Source organism: Marnyiella aurantia, from assembly GCF_014041915.1.
GTDB lineage: Bacteria > Bacteroidota > Bacteroidia > Flavobacteriales > Weeksellaceae > Marnyiella > Marnyiella aurantia.
The window spans coordinates 315,970-335,058 of sequence record NZ_CP059472.1 but is presented as its reverse complement, the minus strand read 5'-3'; the positions used below and the strand labels follow the sequence as shown (position 1 = coordinate 335,058).

The 19,089-nt window shown below is 42.1% G+C and carries 12 protein-coding genes; 7 read left to right on the top strand and 5 right to left on the bottom strand.

Features of this window, described 5'->3' with window-relative positions; genetic code table 11:
- Positions 1-36 precede the first annotated feature (36 nt).
- Positions 37-1,305, bottom strand: coding sequence for a YaiO family outer membrane beta-barrel protein (locus tag H1R16_RS01505; RefSeq protein WP_181885999.1), 1,269 nt, complete (start codon positions 1,303-1,305; stop codon positions 37-39).
- Positions 1,306-1,426: 121 nt separating this feature from the next.
- Here H1R16_RS01505 and H1R16_RS01500 point away from each other — a divergent pair, with 121 nt between their 5' ends.
- The 6 genes from H1R16_RS01500 (at position 1,427) to H1R16_RS01475 (ending at position 11,863) form a co-directional block, all read left to right on the top strand.
- The gene (locus H1R16_RS01500; protein WP_181886000.1) at positions 1,427-3,643 is read left to right on the top strand and encodes a DUF4838 domain-containing protein; all 2,217 of its coding nucleotides are present in this window, start codon (positions 1,427-1,429) and stop codon (positions 3,641-3,643) included.
- A gap of 212 nt (positions 3,644-3,855) precedes the next feature.
- Positions 3,856-6,582, top strand: a complete 2,727-nt coding sequence (locus H1R16_RS01495) for a sensor histidine kinase (RefSeq protein ID WP_181886001.1) — start codon at positions 3,856-3,858, stop codon at positions 6,580-6,582.
- Positions 6,583-6,625: 43 nt separating this feature from the next.
- The gene (locus H1R16_RS01490) at positions 6,626-7,285 is read left to right on the top strand and encodes a response regulator transcription factor (RefSeq protein WP_181886002.1); all 660 of its coding nucleotides are present in this window, start codon (positions 6,626-6,628) and stop codon (positions 7,283-7,285) included.
- Between the two features lie 202 nt (positions 7,286-7,487).
- Positions 7,488-8,507 carry a UDP-glucose 4-epimerase GalE gene (galE, locus tag H1R16_RS01485; RefSeq protein WP_181886003.1) on the top strand — a complete coding sequence of 340 codons (1,020 nt, stop codon included), beginning with the start codon at positions 7,488-7,490 and terminating at the stop codon, positions 8,505-8,507.
- Between the two features lie 1,511 nt (positions 8,508-10,018).
- Positions 10,019-10,669: a hypothetical protein gene (locus H1R16_RS01480; protein WP_181886004.1), complete on the top strand. Its 651-nt coding sequence runs from the start codon at positions 10,019-10,021 to the stop codon at positions 10,667-10,669.
- Positions 10,670-11,209: 540 nt separating this feature from the next.
- The gene (locus H1R16_RS01475; protein ID WP_181886005.1) at positions 11,210-11,863 is read left to right on the top strand and encodes a hypothetical protein; all 654 of its coding nucleotides are present in this window, start codon (positions 11,210-11,212) and stop codon (positions 11,861-11,863) included.
- Positions 11,864-11,926: 63 nt separating this feature from the next.
- Here the strand turns inward: H1R16_RS01475 and H1R16_RS01470 are convergent, their stop codons facing one another.
- Together H1R16_RS01470 and H1R16_RS01465 are read right to left on the bottom strand one after the other, a co-directional pair.
- Positions 11,927-12,268 (bottom strand): hypothetical protein, encoded by a 342-nt coding sequence (locus H1R16_RS01470; RefSeq protein ID WP_181886006.1) that lies wholly within the window; start codon positions 12,266-12,268, stop codon positions 11,927-11,929.
- A 102-nt stretch (positions 12,269-12,370) separates the two neighbouring features.
- Positions 12,371-13,549 (bottom strand): hypothetical protein, encoded by a 1,179-nt coding sequence (locus tag H1R16_RS01465; RefSeq protein ID WP_181886007.1) that lies wholly within the window; start codon positions 13,547-13,549, stop codon positions 12,371-12,373.
- Positions 13,550-14,048: 499 nt separating this feature from the next.
- Between H1R16_RS01465 and H1R16_RS01460 the strand changes: the two genes are divergently transcribed.
- On the top strand, positions 14,049-14,459 hold the full coding sequence (locus tag H1R16_RS01460; RefSeq protein ID WP_181886008.1) for a helix-turn-helix domain-containing protein: 411 nt from the start codon (positions 14,049-14,051) through the stop codon (positions 14,457-14,459).
- A gap of 190 nt (positions 14,460-14,649) precedes the next feature.
- Here H1R16_RS01460 and H1R16_RS01455 read toward each other — a convergent pair whose 3' ends face one another.
- Together H1R16_RS01455 and H1R16_RS01450 are read right to left on the bottom strand one after the other, a co-directional pair.
- Positions 14,650-14,853, bottom strand: a complete 204-nt coding sequence (locus H1R16_RS01455; RefSeq protein ID WP_181886009.1) for a hypothetical protein — start codon at positions 14,851-14,853, stop codon at positions 14,650-14,652.
- 378 nt (positions 14,854-15,231) lie between these two features.
- On the bottom strand, positions 15,232-19,032 hold the full coding sequence (locus H1R16_RS01450; protein WP_181886010.1) for an ATP-dependent DNA helicase: 3,801 nt from the start codon (positions 19,030-19,032) through the stop codon (positions 15,232-15,234).
- Positions 19,033-19,089: the final 57 nt, after the last annotated feature.

The following is a 19,089-nucleotide window of genomic DNA, read 5'->3' as shown; positions in this document are numbered from 1 at the left end:
ACAATCAGATAGTAAAGAATATTCAGCAGTAAAAATCTAAAACCGTTTCGTATAAGCCAAAGTGACATCTACCTGATTCCCGCGTGTATTGGGTCTGTACTCCTGATTGAAATACATAGCGCCTAAGGAAAACAGGTTCGTTGTTTTAACCGAAAAATTATATTCTGCGCCAATTTTATAGGTTTTCAGTTTATAGCTTTCGTTTTCCAGCAGGTTACTGCGGTTATCGACCGGACTGATTCCTGTTCCTGCCTGAAAAGAGATATAATCGGCTGCACCTTTGGTATAGTAACGTACAGTACCGGTGTAGGAGTGAGAAATATTATTGTCGCCCGGTGTGATATACGTTCTCAGGTTGAACCAGAAATTCTTATAATATTTACCCACCGCGGCCGTGTAAAGCCAGATATTATCGGAAAAATAAAGCTGGCGGTAACCTAATTCAGCCTCAAAACTTTTTGGGAGATTGGCGTTTAATGACACGCCTGTTCTGTATTTGGGGAAGATCCCGACATCACTGGAGTATCCTGCCCCCAAATAGAGATAGAACATATCTGAAAGCTTTGGATAGGCTTCAAGTTCTGCCTGCGTACCTGTTTCGCCAAATTTGTTGGCAATATTTCCTTTCAGTATCACCGATCCTATTGGTGTTACGCGCTTGTAACTTATTCCCACGGTGTGCCAGTCCTGGGCGAACTGTTTGTCGAAGTGTGTATAGCTGTATGTAATTCCGACAGCGTTTTTGGAGGTAATCTCGTTAAGCCTCACCAGTAATTCCCGGGCCTCGGTATTTTCAGGGTTAATCTGCAGAACTCTGTTGGCAGCTTCTTCAGCCTCAAGATGTTGATCCGAGCTGTTTTGAACCTTTGCTTTCAGAAGCCATAAAGCCTCCGAATCCGGATTTTGAGTGGTTCCCTTGTCCAGAATCTCCAGGGCCTTAGTGTTGTCATCATTCCAGTATTCCAAAGAGGCATAAGCCAGGTAGAAATCGGCATCTGTTACCTGTTTTTTATCCAGATCGGTAAACACTTTGCGCGCATCGGCCGGGTTGTCATTCCATGTATACAGTCGGCCCAGAAAAACAGCGATATCTGTATAGTCGGGCGATTTTTCCAGTGCCTGCTCAGCAAGCGCAATAGCTTTCGGATAATCTTTATTTTCAAATGCGGTTGTGCGTGCCTGCGTGAACAGTCCGTCCGAACTGACCTCCTGCTGTGCAAATGTGCTTAAAGGTAACAGGCAGAAAGCAGCTGCGGCGACTGTTTTTGCAGGAGAAGAAATAAAGGAAATATGATCTGAATTCATGAAGATGTTTTGCGGAACAAATATATTGAACTTTTAGGTTAATAAAGTCCCTTTGGTATACCATAACGATATTCGCGCCCGGTACGGTTTATAATGTTACTTTTGCGCCTTAGCAAATTAAATGAAAATCTTTTATGTTCTTATATTCCTGTTTCTGATGCCGGGCGATTCAGCAGCACAGAAATCCTCACTGGACGTTGTGAAAGGGGGAAAATCGGATTACGTACTACTTGTACCTTCAGAAGCTACCGAAAATGAAAAGAAAGCCGCTGAAATTCTGCAGCATTATTTCAGGAAAGTTACCGGCGCGGCACTTCCGGCTTCCAAAGATGCGGGAGACAGGCCTGCCATCAGTATTGGCAGGACAGCTTATGTGCCTCAAGCTTTATCAAGCGATTCATTTACTGTTTCGGATAAGGGCAAACATATAATTTTGGCGGGAGATGGCCACCGAAGTATACTGTTTGCGGTTTATCATTTCATTGAAAACTATCTGAACTGCCGGAAGTGGGCACCGAACGAACCAGCGGAATGTCCGCAGACCCGTAATCTCCGTATCAGCCTGCCGTTAGCCGTTAGCCAAAGTGCTTCATTCCCGTACCGCGAGGTATATTCAACAGCGGAAACAGATCAGGAATATATGGACTGGTATAAGCTTCAGAGTCTGGATGACTACTGGGGTTTATGGGGTCATTCTTTTTCTGTGCTGGTTCCGGCCGAGAATTTTAGATCTAATCCCGAATATTTTGCTATATCAAAGGGAAAAAGGACTTCACAGCAGCTCTGCCTGTCTAACCCCAAAGTACTGGAACTTACCCTTCAGAAACTTGAGGTATTATTTGCGGATGACCCAAATAAGAAATTCTGGTCAGTGAGCCCAAACGATAACGGCAGTCATTGCGAATGCGACCGCTGCAGCGCAGTTAACTCAATTGAGGGCGGTCCGCAGGGTTCCCTGATTCGGTTTGTAAATAAAATTGCGGTCCGTTATCCGGAAAGAACGTTCACCACACTGGCTTATGGTGCTACGGTAAAACCACCACTTCAGACCAAACCCGAAAATAATGTAATTATTCTGCTCAGCAGCATAGAAATTTTCCGAAATAGTCCGGTAGCTACTGAAAAATCTGCGGCAGGTTTCAGAAATAATCTTGAAGGCTGGCTGGCTAAAACCCCTAATGTGTTTGTTTGGGACTATCATACACAGTTCACCAATTACCTGGCACCGTTTCCCGATGTTTTGAATTCAGGCGGGAATTTGGATTATTACAGTAAAAGAAAGGTTCAGGGTGTATTTGCTCAGTTGGGGGGCCGCAACTACGTTGATCAGGGTGAACTGAAAACTTATATTCTTGCACGGAAACTCTGGAATGCTCAACTGAATGAAGAACGATTAACCGACGAATTTTTGAGCGGTTATTACGGCAAGGCGGCTCCCTTTGTAAAAGATTATCTTCTACATTTAAAATCAAACCTGGATCAGTCCGGACGCAATCTTGATATTTACGGAAATCCGGTTAGTGAACATAATTCCTATCTCGCACCTGAAAAGCTAAAGGAATACTATCTTATACTGAAAGACGCCGGTAGAGCAGCCGGTACGGAAATTATCCGGAAGCGCCTCAGGAAATTAAGTCTTTCATTGGACTATACCGTTCTTCAGCAGGCGAAATTATTTGGCAAAGAAGCGCACGGAATATATACGGAACGCAAACCCGGTGAATGGGTGGTAAGAGAAAGTCTGAAGAAGAAAATTCGGATGTTCGGAAAAAATCTGAAAGCCTATGGTATCCGGGAACTCTCTGAGAACGGCCAAACTCCTGAGTGGTATGTAAAAGAATGGGCTGAAACAGTTAATAAAGAGTTGCCGTCCACGATCGCGACCGGTGCTGTGGTCCGCTTTGAAAAACCCTGGATTTCTGACTATCCTGCAAAAGGTGCAGCTACTTTAACCGATGGGATGTACGGAATGCGTGATTTCAGTTTAAACTGGTTGCTCTTCGACGGTGGTAATACGATAACCATCGATTTGCTGAAAGAAACTACCGTTTCAACCATTTCTTCTACTTTTCTGGAAGACCAGAGGCACTGGATTATCATGCCGAAAACAGTACGGGTGGCCGTCTCTGCAGACGGCTCGCTCTATAAGGAATTTCCGGCATTTAATTTTGCGGCTTCTGAAAGCCCGGGCGCTTCAATACATCCGGTGAATATCACTGTTGATCAAAAAATAAGGTATATCAGAGTGTCCTTCGATACCTTAGAACATTTACCGGATTGGATGAGTCATCCTACCAAAAAACCTCTGGTTGGCATCGATGAAATTTGGGTGAACTAGCAACTGTGTTTGCCCAGGTTCTTAATCTGAGGTAATGTATTGGCAGATGGAAGCGTTGGCAAAACATATATGTTACAATAACACAGGTAGAAAAACTGCAGGCCTTGTACCAAACAGCGAAACTTTACGAAATTATCAGCTACGGAGGCATAAATGTTATAAATATTTCATCAAACAGTACCGTTTTTCAGCTTTAATTGTTAAATTTAACTATGCAAAGTGGTACAATTGTTACCCATAAATACCCGAATTCCAGATGGCAGCCATCCTTTGGCGCGCTGCTTATACTGTTTATTCTGTGCTGGCAGTCCGGCAATGCGCAATATGCTTCCGTAATTGAAAATATTACGGAAAATGAAGGGCTGCCAACCAATTATATTTTCAATATTACACAGGATCACAATGGTTTTCTTTGGTTAGGTTCGGACAAAGGATTAATTAAATACTCCAACGGCAAATTTCTGACTTACGACGCCGACAATAGTGGCCTGCCAGGAAATTATATCCATCATGCTGTGGCTGATGGGAAATCGGGGATGTTCATTTGTGCGGCAGGAAAAGATCTGGTATTTTTCGATACCAATAGAACGCGGGTTACACACAGGTACCATAACCTTGGCCGGAAAGGCTTGACTTATGGATTATACCGGTCTGATGTACATCCGGACTTTACAGTATTTGCAAGTGAAAGTGAGCCATTTATTTATGCGATTAACAGAAACCGTTTAACAGAAATAATTAAAATCTTTGCCCAAAAGCAAACGGATGGCAAAGGTGCGGAACAGTATTTCAGCCTGATAGACGGCCGCAGAGTCCTGGTGGCTACCGGCAGGTTCAAAAATGAAAAAACGCACGTGATGCAGAGCGGTATTAAGTACAGCCCAAAATTTGGTGTCGGGATTGTGCGCTCAGCCAAAGGAAATGTTCTGGATACTATAAGTGAGAAAAACGGACTTGAAAGCCATATGCTTACGGACTTTCACAGAACAGCGGATGGTCACCTTTATTTCTCTTCGCTTGGCGGGGGATTTTCCTTTATAAGAAACGAAGGGCACCGAAAAGCCTACCCTCTGGAGAACGGAAAGGTGAGAGCTATAGGCTTTCACAATAATAAATATTACGTTCTGTCCCGCGGAAGTGTTTTTGTACTAAACTCCAGAAAAATTGAATCCAGGCTATCGCTGGGCCGTGACGCACTGACGCTGTTTATTGATAAGGACCTGCTGTATGCAGGAACATTTAAAGGATTGGTCATTTACAGATTAGGTGAAAAGGACATCAGGCTCTTAAAAAGCATACCCTTTACCGACGGAATATCCAGGATATTCAAAACCGCTGACGGGAAAACAGCATTCTCTTCCTACGGAAACGGAATGTTCATTCAGGAAGGTGAGGAATTCCGGAATATCCGGCTTCCGGTTTTCAACAATATTGAAAATTTATTCAAAGGGCAAAAAGGAAATTATTTTGCCACATCTTATGAGTCCGGCTATACTGAACTGAACAGTGATCTGCAGGCCGTCAAAAGTTACAGCAGGGAAAACGGCCTGAACTCCAATAATATAAACTACCTCTTCAGCGAGAAGGATACTTTGTGGGTAGGTTCTCCAACAGGTCTTTCGGGCAGATTAAATAATAAACAATTCCAGAGCCTAAGTGCTGAGCAGGGTTTCTCCGGCCACCAGGTAAAGTGTATCTTCCGCTGCAAACAGGGAAGGTTATGGATCGTAACCAACAGGATGATTATGGAGAAGGTGAAAGAAGAACTGCGGCCATTTGGTTCATTCAGCGGCTATGGCGGTAACAGTCCTTACATCACCTATGCACATTATATCCCCGAAAAAGATGAACTGCTGATTGCTACAAAGAACAGACTTTCTGTTTTTGCAATGCGTGAAATGGAACCTAACAGAAAAGTTGAAACACCAGTATTAAAGCATATTGAGGCAGACGGAAAAGTAATAACCCCCTCAAACCATGTGGAGCTGCAACACGATAATCTGCTTACTGTTTTTAGTTTCCGGACGGTGGATAAGGATTTTCTGGATTATTCTAAACTGTATTATAAGCTGGGTGGTGCAGACTGGCTTCCGTTCACAGACGGTAATCTACTGAAAATTACGCACCAGAGTTCCGGCCGGCACCTGCTTCAGGTGAAGAGCAGAAACCAGGATGGCTATGAGAAAATGTATCCGGCTGACATTCAGATCTGGGTACAGCCGCCTTTCTACAGGAGTTGGTGGTTTGTCCTGAGTGCGATTCTCACCCTTGTAGGCGTGAGTAGTTTTGTAGTTTATCAGTATTACCGTTCAAAATACGAAAGCAAACTGCATGAATCCAAATTAAATGAAGAGATTGAAGATGAGCGCCGCCGTATAAGCCGCGACCTGCACGATAATATAGGTGCCTATACCACCAGCCTGATTATGCGGATAGAAAATCTTGAGCAAAAGCATGGCGACCGTATTGGGGATCTAAAAGATATCCGTGAAATCTCCTATCAGATTATGAGTCTGCTGAGACAGACCATTTGGGTGCTCAAGATGCGTGAAACCACAGTAGAGAACTGCTACGAGGGTTTATTAAGCTACAGCACACGTTATTTTAAAACCGTGCCGGACATTCAGTTAAATATTACCGAAAATATTGCTGTAAACCGCAGCATGGAATCTTCCAAATCCATCAGCGTGTTCCGTATCGTTCAGGAAGCTTTGCACAATATTGTAAAACACTCGGGTGCTGATAGGGTAGATATCCATTTTGAGAGTACCGATAAACTCCGTCTTACCGTGCGTGACAACGGTAAGGGATTCAGTGATAATGAAAAGTCGAACGGATTCGGAATAAGCAATATGAAAGCCAGGGCCAATGAGATGGGATTTGAACTTAAAATGAAGACCGGACCGGAAGGAACCGAAATTACTATTGAAGAACAATAGCAGAACCGGTACAAACAGTATATTAGCACTATAAAACACAGATATGATAAAAGTTGCAATTGTAGACGATAATGCACTGAACCGTAACACTATAAGGGAAAAGATTACAAACACCAATATTGTAGTGGATTTTGAAGCCAGGAACGGTGATGATTTCTTTGGGCAACTGGAACGGATTCCAGCGGCAGATTATCCGCAGGTGGTTTTAATGGATCTGGAGATGCCTGTATTGGACGGCATCGCAGCGATTTCGAGCGCCGTGATCCGGTATCCCGGAATCAAATTTATCGTCCTCACTATTTTTGAAGATAACGAAAAGATTTTTGAAGCCATAAAAGCCGGTGCCAGCGGTTATCTCCTTAAAGAAGACAAAGGAGTGAACATTATAGAGGCCATCCGCAATGTAGTGGAGCATGACGGGATTCCTATGAGTCCGGCCATCGCGCGGCGCGCCATGAAACTGCTTAGTGACGGTGTGCAGCCGGAGCAGGCTGTGCAGACACCCAAAGATTATCAGCTCAGCGACAGGGAAACCGAAATCCTGACTGAAATCGTAAAGGGACTTTCGCCGGTGCAGATTGCCGAAAGGCTGTTTATAAGCCCTAATACGGTGCGGACCCATGTAAACAATATCTACAAAAAACTGCATCTTAACTCGCGGAGCCAGATCATCAATCTGGCCTATAAGAATAAATGGATTTAACTGTGTTGATATTAAGAAATAAAAAAAATTACGTAACTATACGTATTGGATGAAATAATTCCAGATGATACATTTGTCCTAACCAATCAGATAGATAACCCTTTTGGGTGAGTAATTTTTTTTCAATTTTTTTATTTTTGGAGAAGTGTCCTGAATTTTTCGGGGCACTTCTTTTTGTATATTTGCCCAAAGCACAATTTTTATGACAATTCTTGTAACGGGCGGCCTTGGCTATATCGGTTCGCATACTGTAGTGGAACTTCTGAACAGCAATTTTGAGGTCGTGATCGTAGATGATCTTTCCAATTCTGAAAGGTTTATACTGAACAATATTGAGGAGATCACCGGAAAGAAACCCATTTTCTATCCCTTTGACCTCAAGAGAAAAGAATTGCTCAATCAGGTTTTCGATGCCCACCAGATAGACGGCTGCATCAATTTCGCTGCCTATAAAGCGGTAGGCGAGAGCCAGGAAAAACCGCTGGACTATTACGAGAACAATCTTTTTACGCTTATCAATATCCTGCAGGAATTTAAAGTCCGGAATATCTCGAATTTCATTTTCAGTTCGTCGTGTACCGTGTACGGTCAGGCCGATGTTCAGCCTATTGACGAAAGCACCCCGATGAAAACGCCCGAATCATCTTATGGCAAGACCAAACAGATGGGCGAGGAGATCCTTAAAGATTTTGCTGAGGCTCACCACCGAAAAGTATCCCTTCTGCGTTATTTCAATCCGATTGGTGCCCATCCCTCTGCAAAACTGGGTGAACTTCCTTTGGGTATACCAAATAACCTTGTGCCTTACGTGACCCAAACGGCCTCGGGAATCCGTGAGAAACTGAATATCTGGGGAAACGATTATCCCACCGAAGACGGGACCGCCGTCCGTGATTATATCTATGTAGTCGATTTGGCTAAGGCCCATGTTCAGGCGCTTCAAAAACTTATCTCATCGGGTGAGGAGAAGGTCATCGACATATACAATCTGGGCACCGGTAAAGGATCCTCAGTTCTGGAAGTCGTGCAGGCCTATGAACGTGCCAATGGTGTAGAAGTTCCCTACCAGATCTGTGACCGCCGAGCGGGCGACATCACAATCGCCTATGCCAATGCCAACAAAGCAGAGCGGGAACTTGGCTGGAAGGCCGATACTCCGCTGGAAGAAGCTCTGAGAACGACCTGGCAGTGGCAGAAGTATCTGGAAAGTAGAGAAGTGTAGCGGGGAGGCGTAAAGCTGCAAAATCGAGAAGGCGTACAATGGTAAGAAGTTTATTTGCGGTAAGCAATCTGAATCTAACCACAGAGGGCACAGAGGCTTCACAGGGAACACAGAGTAAATCTGGAACCGTTCGTTACTTCTTTATCCTTGCGTCTAATCTAACCACAGAGGCACAGAGGCTTCACAGAGGACACAGAGTAAATCTGGAACCGTTCGTTGGTTCTTTATCCTTGCGTCTAATCTAACCACAGAGGTACAGAGGCTTTACAGAGGGCGCAGAGTCAATCTGGAACCGTTCGTTACTTTTTATCCTTGCGTATAATCTAACCACAGAGGCACGGAGGCTTCGCAAAGGGCGCGGAGTAAATCTGGCATCGTTCGTTGGTTCATTTTTCGTTTTAAAGTCTTTACTCTTAGTTCTTTGTTCTCGCTCATCTAACCACAGTATAGAAGTTAGAGGTTAGAGGTTCGAAGGTTAGAATAACCCCGAAGGGGTGTAATAATTATAGATTTAAGTATCGTTCCAGCATTGAAACCCCGAAGGGGTGAAATTATTCTTCTCAAATACCGGGGCAGTCCTGTCAGGGAGCGGACGAAGGTAGGGACGCGGCAAATCCAAAATTGGTGTTGAGGAAACGTGAGAGGGTTTAACCCGTGAGTGAACAAATTAAGGATAATCACGTCACATTTTTTTCTTCAACTATGCGGGCTTCAATTGCGTTCAGCTACCCAAATAGCGTTGTAGAGGTGTCGGTGCTCCGGGATTAAGAGGCTGCTATTTGAAGTTCACCGGCACGAAGTGAGGACACTTCGCGCAGCGTGCTTCTGAGAACACTTCGCGCAGCGTGGTTCTGAGAACCGTGTCAAGTTTTAAACCAAGATACGGTTAGTTTGAGTAAAAAGAAAAACAAGACCACAACGGTTGATCATATCATCCTTAATTATGCGGGTGTATGTTCCATAGGAACATTATCTGTGTAGCGGTTGAGATCAGGATGTTTTGGCGTGCCGTAGGTACGCTATAATCGAATAACCCCGTAGGTTGGCTTAATCTCCGCGCAACTTTACAATGCCATCGTTCCAATTGCGACTGCGCGAGCTATTTGGGCAATCTCAATGTGGGTTTTGAGAGCCGTGTCAAGGTTTAAAACTTTGACACGCCCCATAGGTGGAGGTTAATGTGCGGATGCGGACGCGGAATGTCTGATGGTTGATTCCTATTGTTGTCGGCAGGCGTACTATAGACGTAAGACCCATGTATACCCGGGGAGGATACGGGTTATCAGTGAAGTATCCGGCTGGTATGTATGCTGCAACTACGGTGCAAGGTGTGGGAAGTCTTTAGGGAAAGGGGCTGGAGAGAAATTAATGAGTTAAAACATGCAAATTTCCGAAGGAGAGAATATATCGGTCCATTAAAATCTGCAGCAGGATTAAATGTAGTAAATATTTGGCATTTAAGTCAATACTTTCTGTAAATTTATGCTGTTTTGTATTAATACGTCTTAGCTATGGGAAAGTTTCATACCCTGTTTAAAATTAGCGGAAAGGTGGGCGGGTACGTTTATTATGTGCTAAACGGAAAGCAGGTAGTAAGGAAAGCCGCGGGAAAAAGGAAAGGTGCAAAGACCAAAGGGGAAGAGGAAAGGGTTCTTTACAATACTGAATTCGGCCGGGCTTCAGCAGCTGGAAAAGTCCTGAGGCAGGCTGTGGCGGAAGAGCTTCTGAAACTCAATGACCGGTATCTGTACCAGCGGGTAAACAGGCTGATGCTGCAGCTGCGGAGTTTTGACCCATGCGCGCCGGGTGAAAGGACGGTAGCCGGCGGACTGGATACAATAGACGGACAGGCGCTGTTGGCCGGTTTTCATTTCCATAAAAAACACGCTGCATTTCCGAAGTTACTTAGCGCAAAGCGGAAGGGCACGCAAATAAGGATTGAGGTTTCGGAGGTAAGCCACAGACCCATGGAACTGCTGGAAGTTCAGATCAATTTTAACAAAGGTGTTTTCAGAAAGCATTCTCACTCGTATCCGGACGGGATTGCAGAGCGCGAAGTAATTGTTAAAAGACAGTTCAGAAGCAGAAAAGGATTTACGGATCTTGTTATGATTTCTGGCGATGGTTTTTTGCAGGGGGCAGTAATCTTAGAATCATATTAATAAGTACAGTTATTTGTAAGGATTATAACCACTCTAATTAAAAGATAACAAAAGATAATTCCGGCAAACCTATGTCCCTCCCGTTTACGCTGCACCGACAATTTCTTTAAAATGTAAAAGTCGACAGGCAGATCGTCCGGAAGGCATGGGCGGTCAATGAAACGCTTTCAGTGAAATTTGCCTTTGGATACTATTCTTACATATACAAAACATTAGTCCGAACCAACCCCAGATTATGACCAAAGTGGATTTTGTATATATTTGCTTTTGATCAAGGAAGACGATTGCTGCTGTGGGGAGCAAATAACAATCCTCTTTTACAAAAACAGAATTTTAGTAAACAGCATTTGTGACCCCTGATAAAAGCAGTTCTGTCGTATCCATGGGACAAAACAAAAAAAATACAGAAAAACTTATGAAGTAAATTGAAATTGCGGGCCAAAAATGAGCTTAAGCGCAGTACATACCTTATATTTACAAGGACTTATAATAATACCCCCTGCAGACTGAAATCATAAGCAGGGGCTCAATAAAAAAATTATGAAGCATTTATTTGCGTTACTATTCATCTGTACAGTTCAGGTTTTCCCTGCACAAACCAATAATAAAGAGTTTCAGTTTTATGCTTTGTATGAGGATTATTTAACCGGTAATGCAATGCAGCCAGGCATTGCCGGCGAAATAAAAGAAATCAGTGATCAATACATACAATTTTCAGATTACAGATACATTGACAATAATAAGAAAGCAAAAGCTGCAGCATCTGCCTGGGCATTATCAGACGGCAAAAATTTATATTTTAATATGATGAACGCAGGTGTTATTTACAGGAACAATGTTTTCGCTAAATTCGACTTCATCAATGACAGGTATATGGTCGTATTGCTGGATGAAACGAAAGAGAGCAAAGCAATCGGGTATAATAACCCGTATGGAGGAGGTTTACTTGGCGCGGCATTAAACATAAAACCCAAAAGCACATGGAAGGATACTAAAGGTAATTCTTATAAAATACTTTTAGTTGATAAAAAGAATCCGTACCCACTAAAAGGTAATATGGCTCACAGAATGATTGTTCCAATTGTAGATACCGGAAAGATACTTGAATTATCTAATAATGAACCTGCCATTATGGAAAAACTTAAAAAGAACTCCTTTTTAACAGAGGACTTCATTGAGTTAATCAGCCGTTAGTCCGGATTAAGATTCTAACTTTCAGTTTCAAAACAGAAGACAACAGCCGCAGCAGTTTCAGTCTTATTCAAGGTTTTTTACTTTAATAATGCTGGCCAGTTTTTCCGAAAGGCGGGTCAGAATCTCATCCATCACCGTAAGTTCTTGTGAGCTTAGCCTACCCACCAGGTCAGAGTACCGCAAATGGGAGTCAATATGTTTGTGGAAATCCTGGCCGATCCTGCCAAACAAATATTCCAGCTCGTTCAGAGAGGGGACTGCAAAGAGACAGAGTTGCCAGGTATCCCAAGCGGAGGTCCATTTGGGCAGGTAGGCATAGAGTGAACTGTAGGTAATGAGCCTAAGCAGCCGCAGATAACCCTGTGCGAAAAGGTGAAACAGGCCTTCACTGTTATCACCCTGCATATGTGACCGCAGGTGGAAGTACTGTGCAAGGTGTTGTTTAACTCCCCTGTGATACAGCTCAGATCACCATAAGTAGCTTCATAAGGAACTTCCCAGTGAAGTTCAGGAAGCATGTCCGATGAGGAAAAAATCCTGTTGGCAGGCGACATGATCTGCTGTATAAACTGCTGATGGAAAACAAAGGTTTTCCTGAACGGTGATGCGACGGTGCGCCAGAATAACCACAGAAACATTATTCTGAGTACGTGCCGCCACCGCCTGCTGTATACTTTGAATGCTCGTGTTTCCTATGCGCTGCCCTATGACAAAAAGATAATAAACGGTGGCGGGAACGTGGGCATTTATCTGAAAGGTTTCCGCTTTGTGAAATAGAAAGACTTCTTCGGGTGCCGCTATTTTTATCAGGATGTCCCTCACGATGATAAGCTGCGGATCGTCCAGCTGTTCTTCCCGGGCTGGGGAAATCACCGCTGTCGGTCCGGGTTCTTTCCGAACGGCAGATTTGAGTTCTATATACCGGGCGGCTACCCGGTTATACAGTTGCCGCTCTACAATTTTAATGGACTCATATAGGGCAGTGTTGATGTAGGTTTCGTCATTGTGCGCTACTTCGATTGCAGCTTGCAGCTTGTTGATCAGATAGTAGTTGGTTCCGTTTTGGCGGACAAAGAGTTTCTGCAGCTCCGGTATATAAGGAATCAGGATGGTTATTCTGGTGTGCAGGCTTTCATCCGGATAGAAATCACCCGCATACAGCTTTTCCAGATACCGCAGGTCATGTTCAAAGATCGTAATATAAGTCAGGTAGGTACTGATGGGTGAATTGAGGTTATAAAACCGCCCAGCTTCCGAGAGAAGCATATCGCGGTCGTCATAATAGGATTCCTTAAAGGAAGAGAATTTCTTCTTGAAAGCTTTGCCGCCGGCGTAATTGCTGAAGAGCCCCGCGAACCTCTCCTGACACCAAACAAGGAACGAAGGTCGGTAGTAGCAGTATGCAAAAGGATTTCCAACTTCAAAAAACCGTTCAGCACGGTGGAGGCTGCTGATACTGACAGGCGAATGGTCGGCCGTCTTCAGCACCCATTTGGCAGTGCGCAGTGCGTCGGCGGCGGCTTCTGTCTCTGTAATTAAAAGCAGGCGTTCGCTGCCCGGTATACCATGAGGAACCCGGTAAACCGCTAATAAACAACCGTCGCGGGCCGCCTGCTTTAACCGGTTAATCAGGACTTCATCATGGAGTCCTGCAAAATTTGAGTGAGCTGATTTTTCCATCATCATTTGTTTTAAGATTAGTAAACAAATTTGAGAGGGTGCGTGCAGGTATTCAAGTTAGTGGCGGAATAAAATATCCCCTGGCGTGCACGGCAACAATTTAAAGATTGATTAGATGCTGTACTATCCGCCGTTAGAGAAAATCTTTACCACCGTTTCGATGCGAGGATAATACAGATTCGTAATTCCATGGTGAGATTAATCAGACCGGAGCAACGACTATCCTGCAAATTTCGATTTAAAAGCGGGCAAGGGATCTGCAAGAGCAGTGGGTGAAAGGGGCTGTCAGACCGGTGGTTCCCCAAAATTTAGAGTTTAGGTTTATTCTTTTTCGTTTTCCATGACTCCAATTATTATGAATACGATGTATAAAGTGCCGCAGGATCATTTATCCGAAGAAGGGATAAATTATACGTCAGAATAGTATAATTCCCGGATGATTTTTCAATTTGAATTTAGACTTTAAAGGTAATAACCTTATCTTTAGGCTCAGAAAACTATAGTCATGGAACAGAAAATACATCAGGGACGCAACGTAAAAAGATTCAGAGAAATGCTGGGCATTAAGCAGGAGGCGTTGGCCTTCGACCTGGGTGAGGACTGGAACCAGAACAAAATATCTCTGCTCGAACAAAAGGATGTGATCGAAGATCCGTTATTAAAGAAAATATCGGAAGTGCTGAAAATCCCGGTGGAGGCTTTTCAGAATTTTGATGAGCAAGCTGCGATTAATATTATTGCAAATACAATTAATAACAATGATAATTCGGTAATGCATTCTTTATATATAAAAGATGCCACTATCAATCCAATCGATAAATTAGTTGAGTTGCACGAGGAAAAGATTGCGTTGTACGAAAGGATGCTGAAGGAGAAGGATGAGATGATGGAGCGACTTGAGAAACTTCTAAAATAATAACAATCCTGAGGCCTCTCAGGATTTATTTTGTGATTAGCCTTTCTAAGCAGACATAATCACCCGCAGAAAATTATATTCTTCTTGTCTAATGGCTGCACGGCAATGGAATCTTACAAATGCCAGCAGGAGCACACTTAACATTAGTCATAAAGTCCCAGAGATTCAACCTCAGGCTGAACTGATGACATCACGGGCAGCAGCTGCCTTTGGTGGGCAGAAACGTGTCAAGGGCCTGGAGGTTAGTGCAGGTACAGTTCCGGTCATGTAATCTGTGATCGGTATAGGGTACCATTTGGGAATTGGAGGATTTGGCCAAAATATCCAACTCTACGATGTTGGCCGTCGTCATACTGATTGCCTGTACCGTGTGTGAATGTTCAAAATCTGCCATGCCTGCGCCAAATTTAAGTTCGCTCAGCTGGTTCTGTTACTGGGAGTGCTAAAGACATTTTTTTAAGGCGTTTAATCCGTACTTTAGACTGACCGCAAAAGGGACAAATGTACAGGTACAAGACCACTTCGTCCCGCGGACATCACTTCAATCGGGCACGAAGTGAGAACACTTTGTGTAGCGGGGAGCCGGAAGGCGGTGGCTCCTGAGGGCTTGCCCGAAGGAAAGGAAAGCATTTTACATAATTTCCAATTATAGGCACTATGGTGCTGGTTTGCACGTAACGTAACGCAGCGAAGCGGAGAGAAGGGCAACGTTATTGCGGCTGGCCTGTGCCTATAATTGTCATTATGTTACTTGCTGCGGCTGGGCGGGGGTTTAAATTTCGAGGATATATTTTTTTATTATGTCATTAATTGATTGTGAATTGATTCCTCCATTAGGATTTTCTTCTGTAATGATTAGTATCTTTTCGTTTGTTTCATTAGATTCTTCAAATAAAACAAAACCTTCCTCTTTATACGCTTTTAGTTTTTGTAGCCATTTTTCTCGATAAACTTCATTTGACATCATCCCCAAATGCTCCCAATAAAACCGTTTACCTGTAGTCAGATTATCAATCGTAAAATCAGGTTTTATCACTCTATCTGGTTTAGTTAGGACAAGTTTGTCTTCGTAGGCATAAGTAAGATTATCGTTATATTTATGAAGACAGTTCGCGATAATTACTTCATTTTTACTTATCATTGGCTCCCCCCGTTCACTGATATTAATGTATCGAGCATCATACCATTTTTTTTCAATTTGCTTAATGTCTGGCAAATTAAATAAATCCGTAAATCTCTTTGCAGTTGCTGAAGCTTCTGTGGAAACAAGCTTAATAAAATCTCGGAAATCCCCCTGATGAAAAATGATTATTTTATCTTCCTGTCTTGTCAAAGCTGTATAAAGTAATTCTTTACTCATTATCGCGCCTTTTGAAGGCATAACAAAGAAGACCTTCTTGAAACCACTCCCCTGGGATTTATGTACGGTAATAGCATAGGCCAATTCAAATGAATATTTACTTTCCGGGCCCAAATCTTTTTCTTTAAAAACATAACTATAGCCAGGCTGTGTCGAAAACGCTATCTCAATTTTAAAATCTCCTTTTTTAACACTGCTTACTCCCCGATATTCACCCGTAAGAATTCCGATCTCCCCGTTGGCTATGTAATTTAACGCCTCGTTTTTTGAAGAATACGGATTTATTTGCTGCCAATTCTCCCAAGTTGTATTCTTTAGATTTATGACTTTATCACCATACACAATGTTATCATCCAAGACAGGCTTTGCAATTTTTCTTTTTTGGAAAAAACCGTTTGCTCCGTTTTGAATATTCAGTGCGTCAGCAATATAGGAACTCCTATATTTTTTTTGAAAAAATTTATTGATTTCCTTTACACCATATCCGTAACCATTTACAGGTGATAAAACCTGCCATTGTTCGATTGCTTTTTCAGATATGCCAGCTTTAAAGTAAACCTTATTATTATAAAGGGTTCCGCCGATTTTTTGGTTAAAAGAGTTTTCAATATCTTCTGGATTAAGTTCGAGTTCTTCAGTTACCGCACTTTCGAACTTTTCCCTAAAATCCTTGCTATCATACCATTTAACCAACCTAATATGTTTGGAAGATATTTTACCAGAAGATACTGCATGGAATACTTCCAAATCCTCTTTTGTCGGGTTATCGCCAAAACATCTGCTTAATTCCACGTCCCATCTTCTATCTTCAACTGTCGTCTGACGGCGGATTTTCTTTAATTCAGCGTACGCATCTGCTGAAAATATATTTTTTTGGGGGAAGTTTTCCGGTTTGATCTGGTTGATAATATCAACAAACGGACGTCCCGTTCCGATTGGTGGTAATTGTCTATAATCCCCAACAAGAATTATTCTGTCAACGGGTCCTAAGGAATCAAAAAGCGCTGCTAATTGCTCCTCGGTCAACATTGAAGCTTCATCTATAATTACATTTTTATAATTTGAGGATCTTAATATCCCAGGGTTAATATGATAATTACCTGATGCGGCATCATAACGGTGAGGATGAAGAAATTGGGCCAAAGTTTTAGCATTTGAGCCTAATTTCACCCTGGCTTTTCCGGTAGGAGCCAACTTAAGCAGTCCACCATTTTTTATTTCAGGCAACTGTTCAAAAATTTCTAATAACGTAGTTTTACCTGAACCCGCCGGACCAATCAATACGGAGAAAGAATAGTTCGTAAGTATTTTCAGCGCTTGAGCTTTTTCTTCACGAGCTAGTTTTTCATCCTCTTCATCTTGATCGGATTTTTTTAATTCATTGAAAGGAAGATGATTATTTACAATTTGTAACCAATCCTTATCTATATTATACGGTTTAGTTTTAATTTTATTAATATTTATACGCTGTCTAATTACTTCCTTCATCTGCTGCAATCTGTTCAATTTTAGAAAATGAATATGGTTGTCTTTAGAAGGAAGAATGCTCAAAACTTCCTGCCGAAAAAATTCTTCTTCCGCTATTGCAGTTAAAATGTCGGTACTAATTGGAAAGCTGTCGTTAACAGTCTTTTCTTTTATTCTCTCGATTACATTGTTGATAGGCAAGAGGGAATGTCCTTCTAAGGAAGAGTTTTCTAAAATAGATACGGTTAATGCACGCATCCTTCTGAGATCAAGATCATCAGTTAGCGCGCTTTCTGTTGGTAAAGGAAAAGCCTGCCTTATTTTTTCCGGGGGCAAAAGTGCTTTGTCAATTTGATTAAAAGTAAAATTTAAGCCTTTTTTTCGAAAAATTTCATAAATAAGATAAAGGTTGTTCTTAATGTCTTCAACCGACGCAGAATATGCATTTGGTTCAATAATATTTTTTGCCTGATCATTATTCAGCTGACATCTGCTGAGAAGTTTATACAATTCTTTTTTTGAAGCGGAAATATATTTCCAAACCTTTTGGGCAGTTGGTGTAAATAATGTAGCACCTTTTTTTCCAAAGTATTTTTCCGGATCCAAAATGCTTTCCTCAAAAACCATCCATGGATTGGTGGTTAGGATATTACCATCTTTCTTATTAATGTGATTTTCTATTTCCCAAGCAATTGTATTTCCATTTTCAAATTGCAAGGCAGTTAAGATTGAGCCCATTCCAGGAAATCCACCACGCATATCCCATATTTGTGAAATCTGTTCATCAATCCAATCTAATTCTGATGTGAAAGACTTCCCGAGAAGCTCTTGAGATTTTCTTAGACTTTCTGCAATATTTAATAAAGTATCAATGGCAGTATCGTGTTCTACTAATTCAGACGCATAAGAGAATTGAAAATGATCGCCAGCAAAAGCAACATAGTCGCGTAAGTCAATATCCGGGTTGTTTTTGTTTGCAAATTCTAATATTTCGTGGTAAGGCAACAGAAAACCATCGGGCTGTTTATCAGTTAATGTATGTTCAACGCATCTGTCCCAAGGATAACTCTTGTGGCCATTATATCCGGGTGGATATTCATACTCTAAAATATTCGACGGATTATTACGTACTTTAGCAACTCCCACAACGACGCGTTCATTCGGTTCGGATAAGGGCGTTTCTTTGCTATAAAAAAACACCAATGATTTTTCTTTTTTCAGGCAACCGAAAAAAGCATCAAGCAACACTTTTTGGTTATGAGGATGCTGCACCCATGTATTGCCATCAAATCCTAATTTAGAATCCACTTCCTTTTCAAGATCAACATCATAATCCAACTCATATAATCCGGCTTTATCAGAATAGTGAGGCCTTTCCGCAGATCCTTTCTTTTTCATCATCCAAAGAAAGGGAACTGCATTGAATGAGAAAGGCTTGTGAAAATATTTCATTGGAAGGAATTCTTTAAACAAAGAATTAAAATGTGACCAACTGTGACTCACTTCCCTTGAGAAAGGATGCGGCGATAGAAAAGTTCCTTTTTCAGCGACACAAGGCGGCATATTAGTACCATCAATAAGTTGGTCTTCTATTTCTATTGCAGCATCTTTTTTATTATCAATTAGCGGAAGGATACGACAAAACGAATTATCTAAAACATTGCAACATGTTTTTCCATTCCATTTATTATCGTGCCATGGAACTCTAGCTGAAATGTGGCGCGTTGGTAAAGTTTTATTGATCATTTTATTTATTTCATTTGTTACGTTTAAATGATGCACTTATATAAAGAATTATCATCA

Coding starts and splice junctions, on each gene's coding strand:
- H1R16_RS01505 (WP_181885999.1), bottom strand. CDS start 1,305: ATGAATTCAGATCATATTTCCTTTATTTCTTCTCCTGCAAAAACAGTC.
- H1R16_RS01500 (WP_181886000.1), top strand. CDS start 1,427: ATGAAAATCTTTTATGTTCTTATATTCCTGTTTCTGATGCCGGGCGAT.
- H1R16_RS01495 (WP_181886001.1), top strand. CDS start 3,856: ATGCAAAGTGGTACAATTGTTACCCATAAATACCCGAATTCCAGATGG.
- H1R16_RS01490 (WP_181886002.1), top strand. CDS start 6,626: ATGATAAAAGTTGCAATTGTAGACGATAATGCACTGAACCGTAACACT.
- galE (WP_181886003.1), top strand. CDS start 7,488: ATGACAATTCTTGTAACGGGCGGCCTTGGCTATATCGGTTCGCATACT.
- H1R16_RS01480 (WP_181886004.1), top strand. CDS start 10,019: ATGGGAAAGTTTCATACCCTGTTTAAAATTAGCGGAAAGGTGGGCGGG.
- H1R16_RS01475 (WP_181886005.1), top strand. CDS start 11,210: ATGAAGCATTTATTTGCGTTACTATTCATCTGTACAGTTCAGGTTTTC.
- H1R16_RS01470 (WP_181886006.1), bottom strand. CDS start 12,268: ATGCAGGGTGATAACAGTGAAGGCCTGTTTCACCTTTTCGCACAGGGT.
- H1R16_RS01465 (WP_181886007.1), bottom strand. CDS start 13,549: ATGATGATGGAAAAATCAGCTCACTCAAATTTTGCAGGACTCCATGAT.
- H1R16_RS01460 (WP_181886008.1), top strand. CDS start 14,049: ATGGAACAGAAAATACATCAGGGACGCAACGTAAAAAGATTCAGAGAA.
- H1R16_RS01455 (WP_181886009.1), bottom strand. CDS start 14,853: ATGGCAGATTTTGAACATTCACACACGGTACAGGCAATCAGTATGACG.
- H1R16_RS01450 (WP_181886010.1), bottom strand. CDS start 19,032: ATGATCAATAAAACTTTACCAACGCGCCACATTTCAGCTAGAGTTCCA.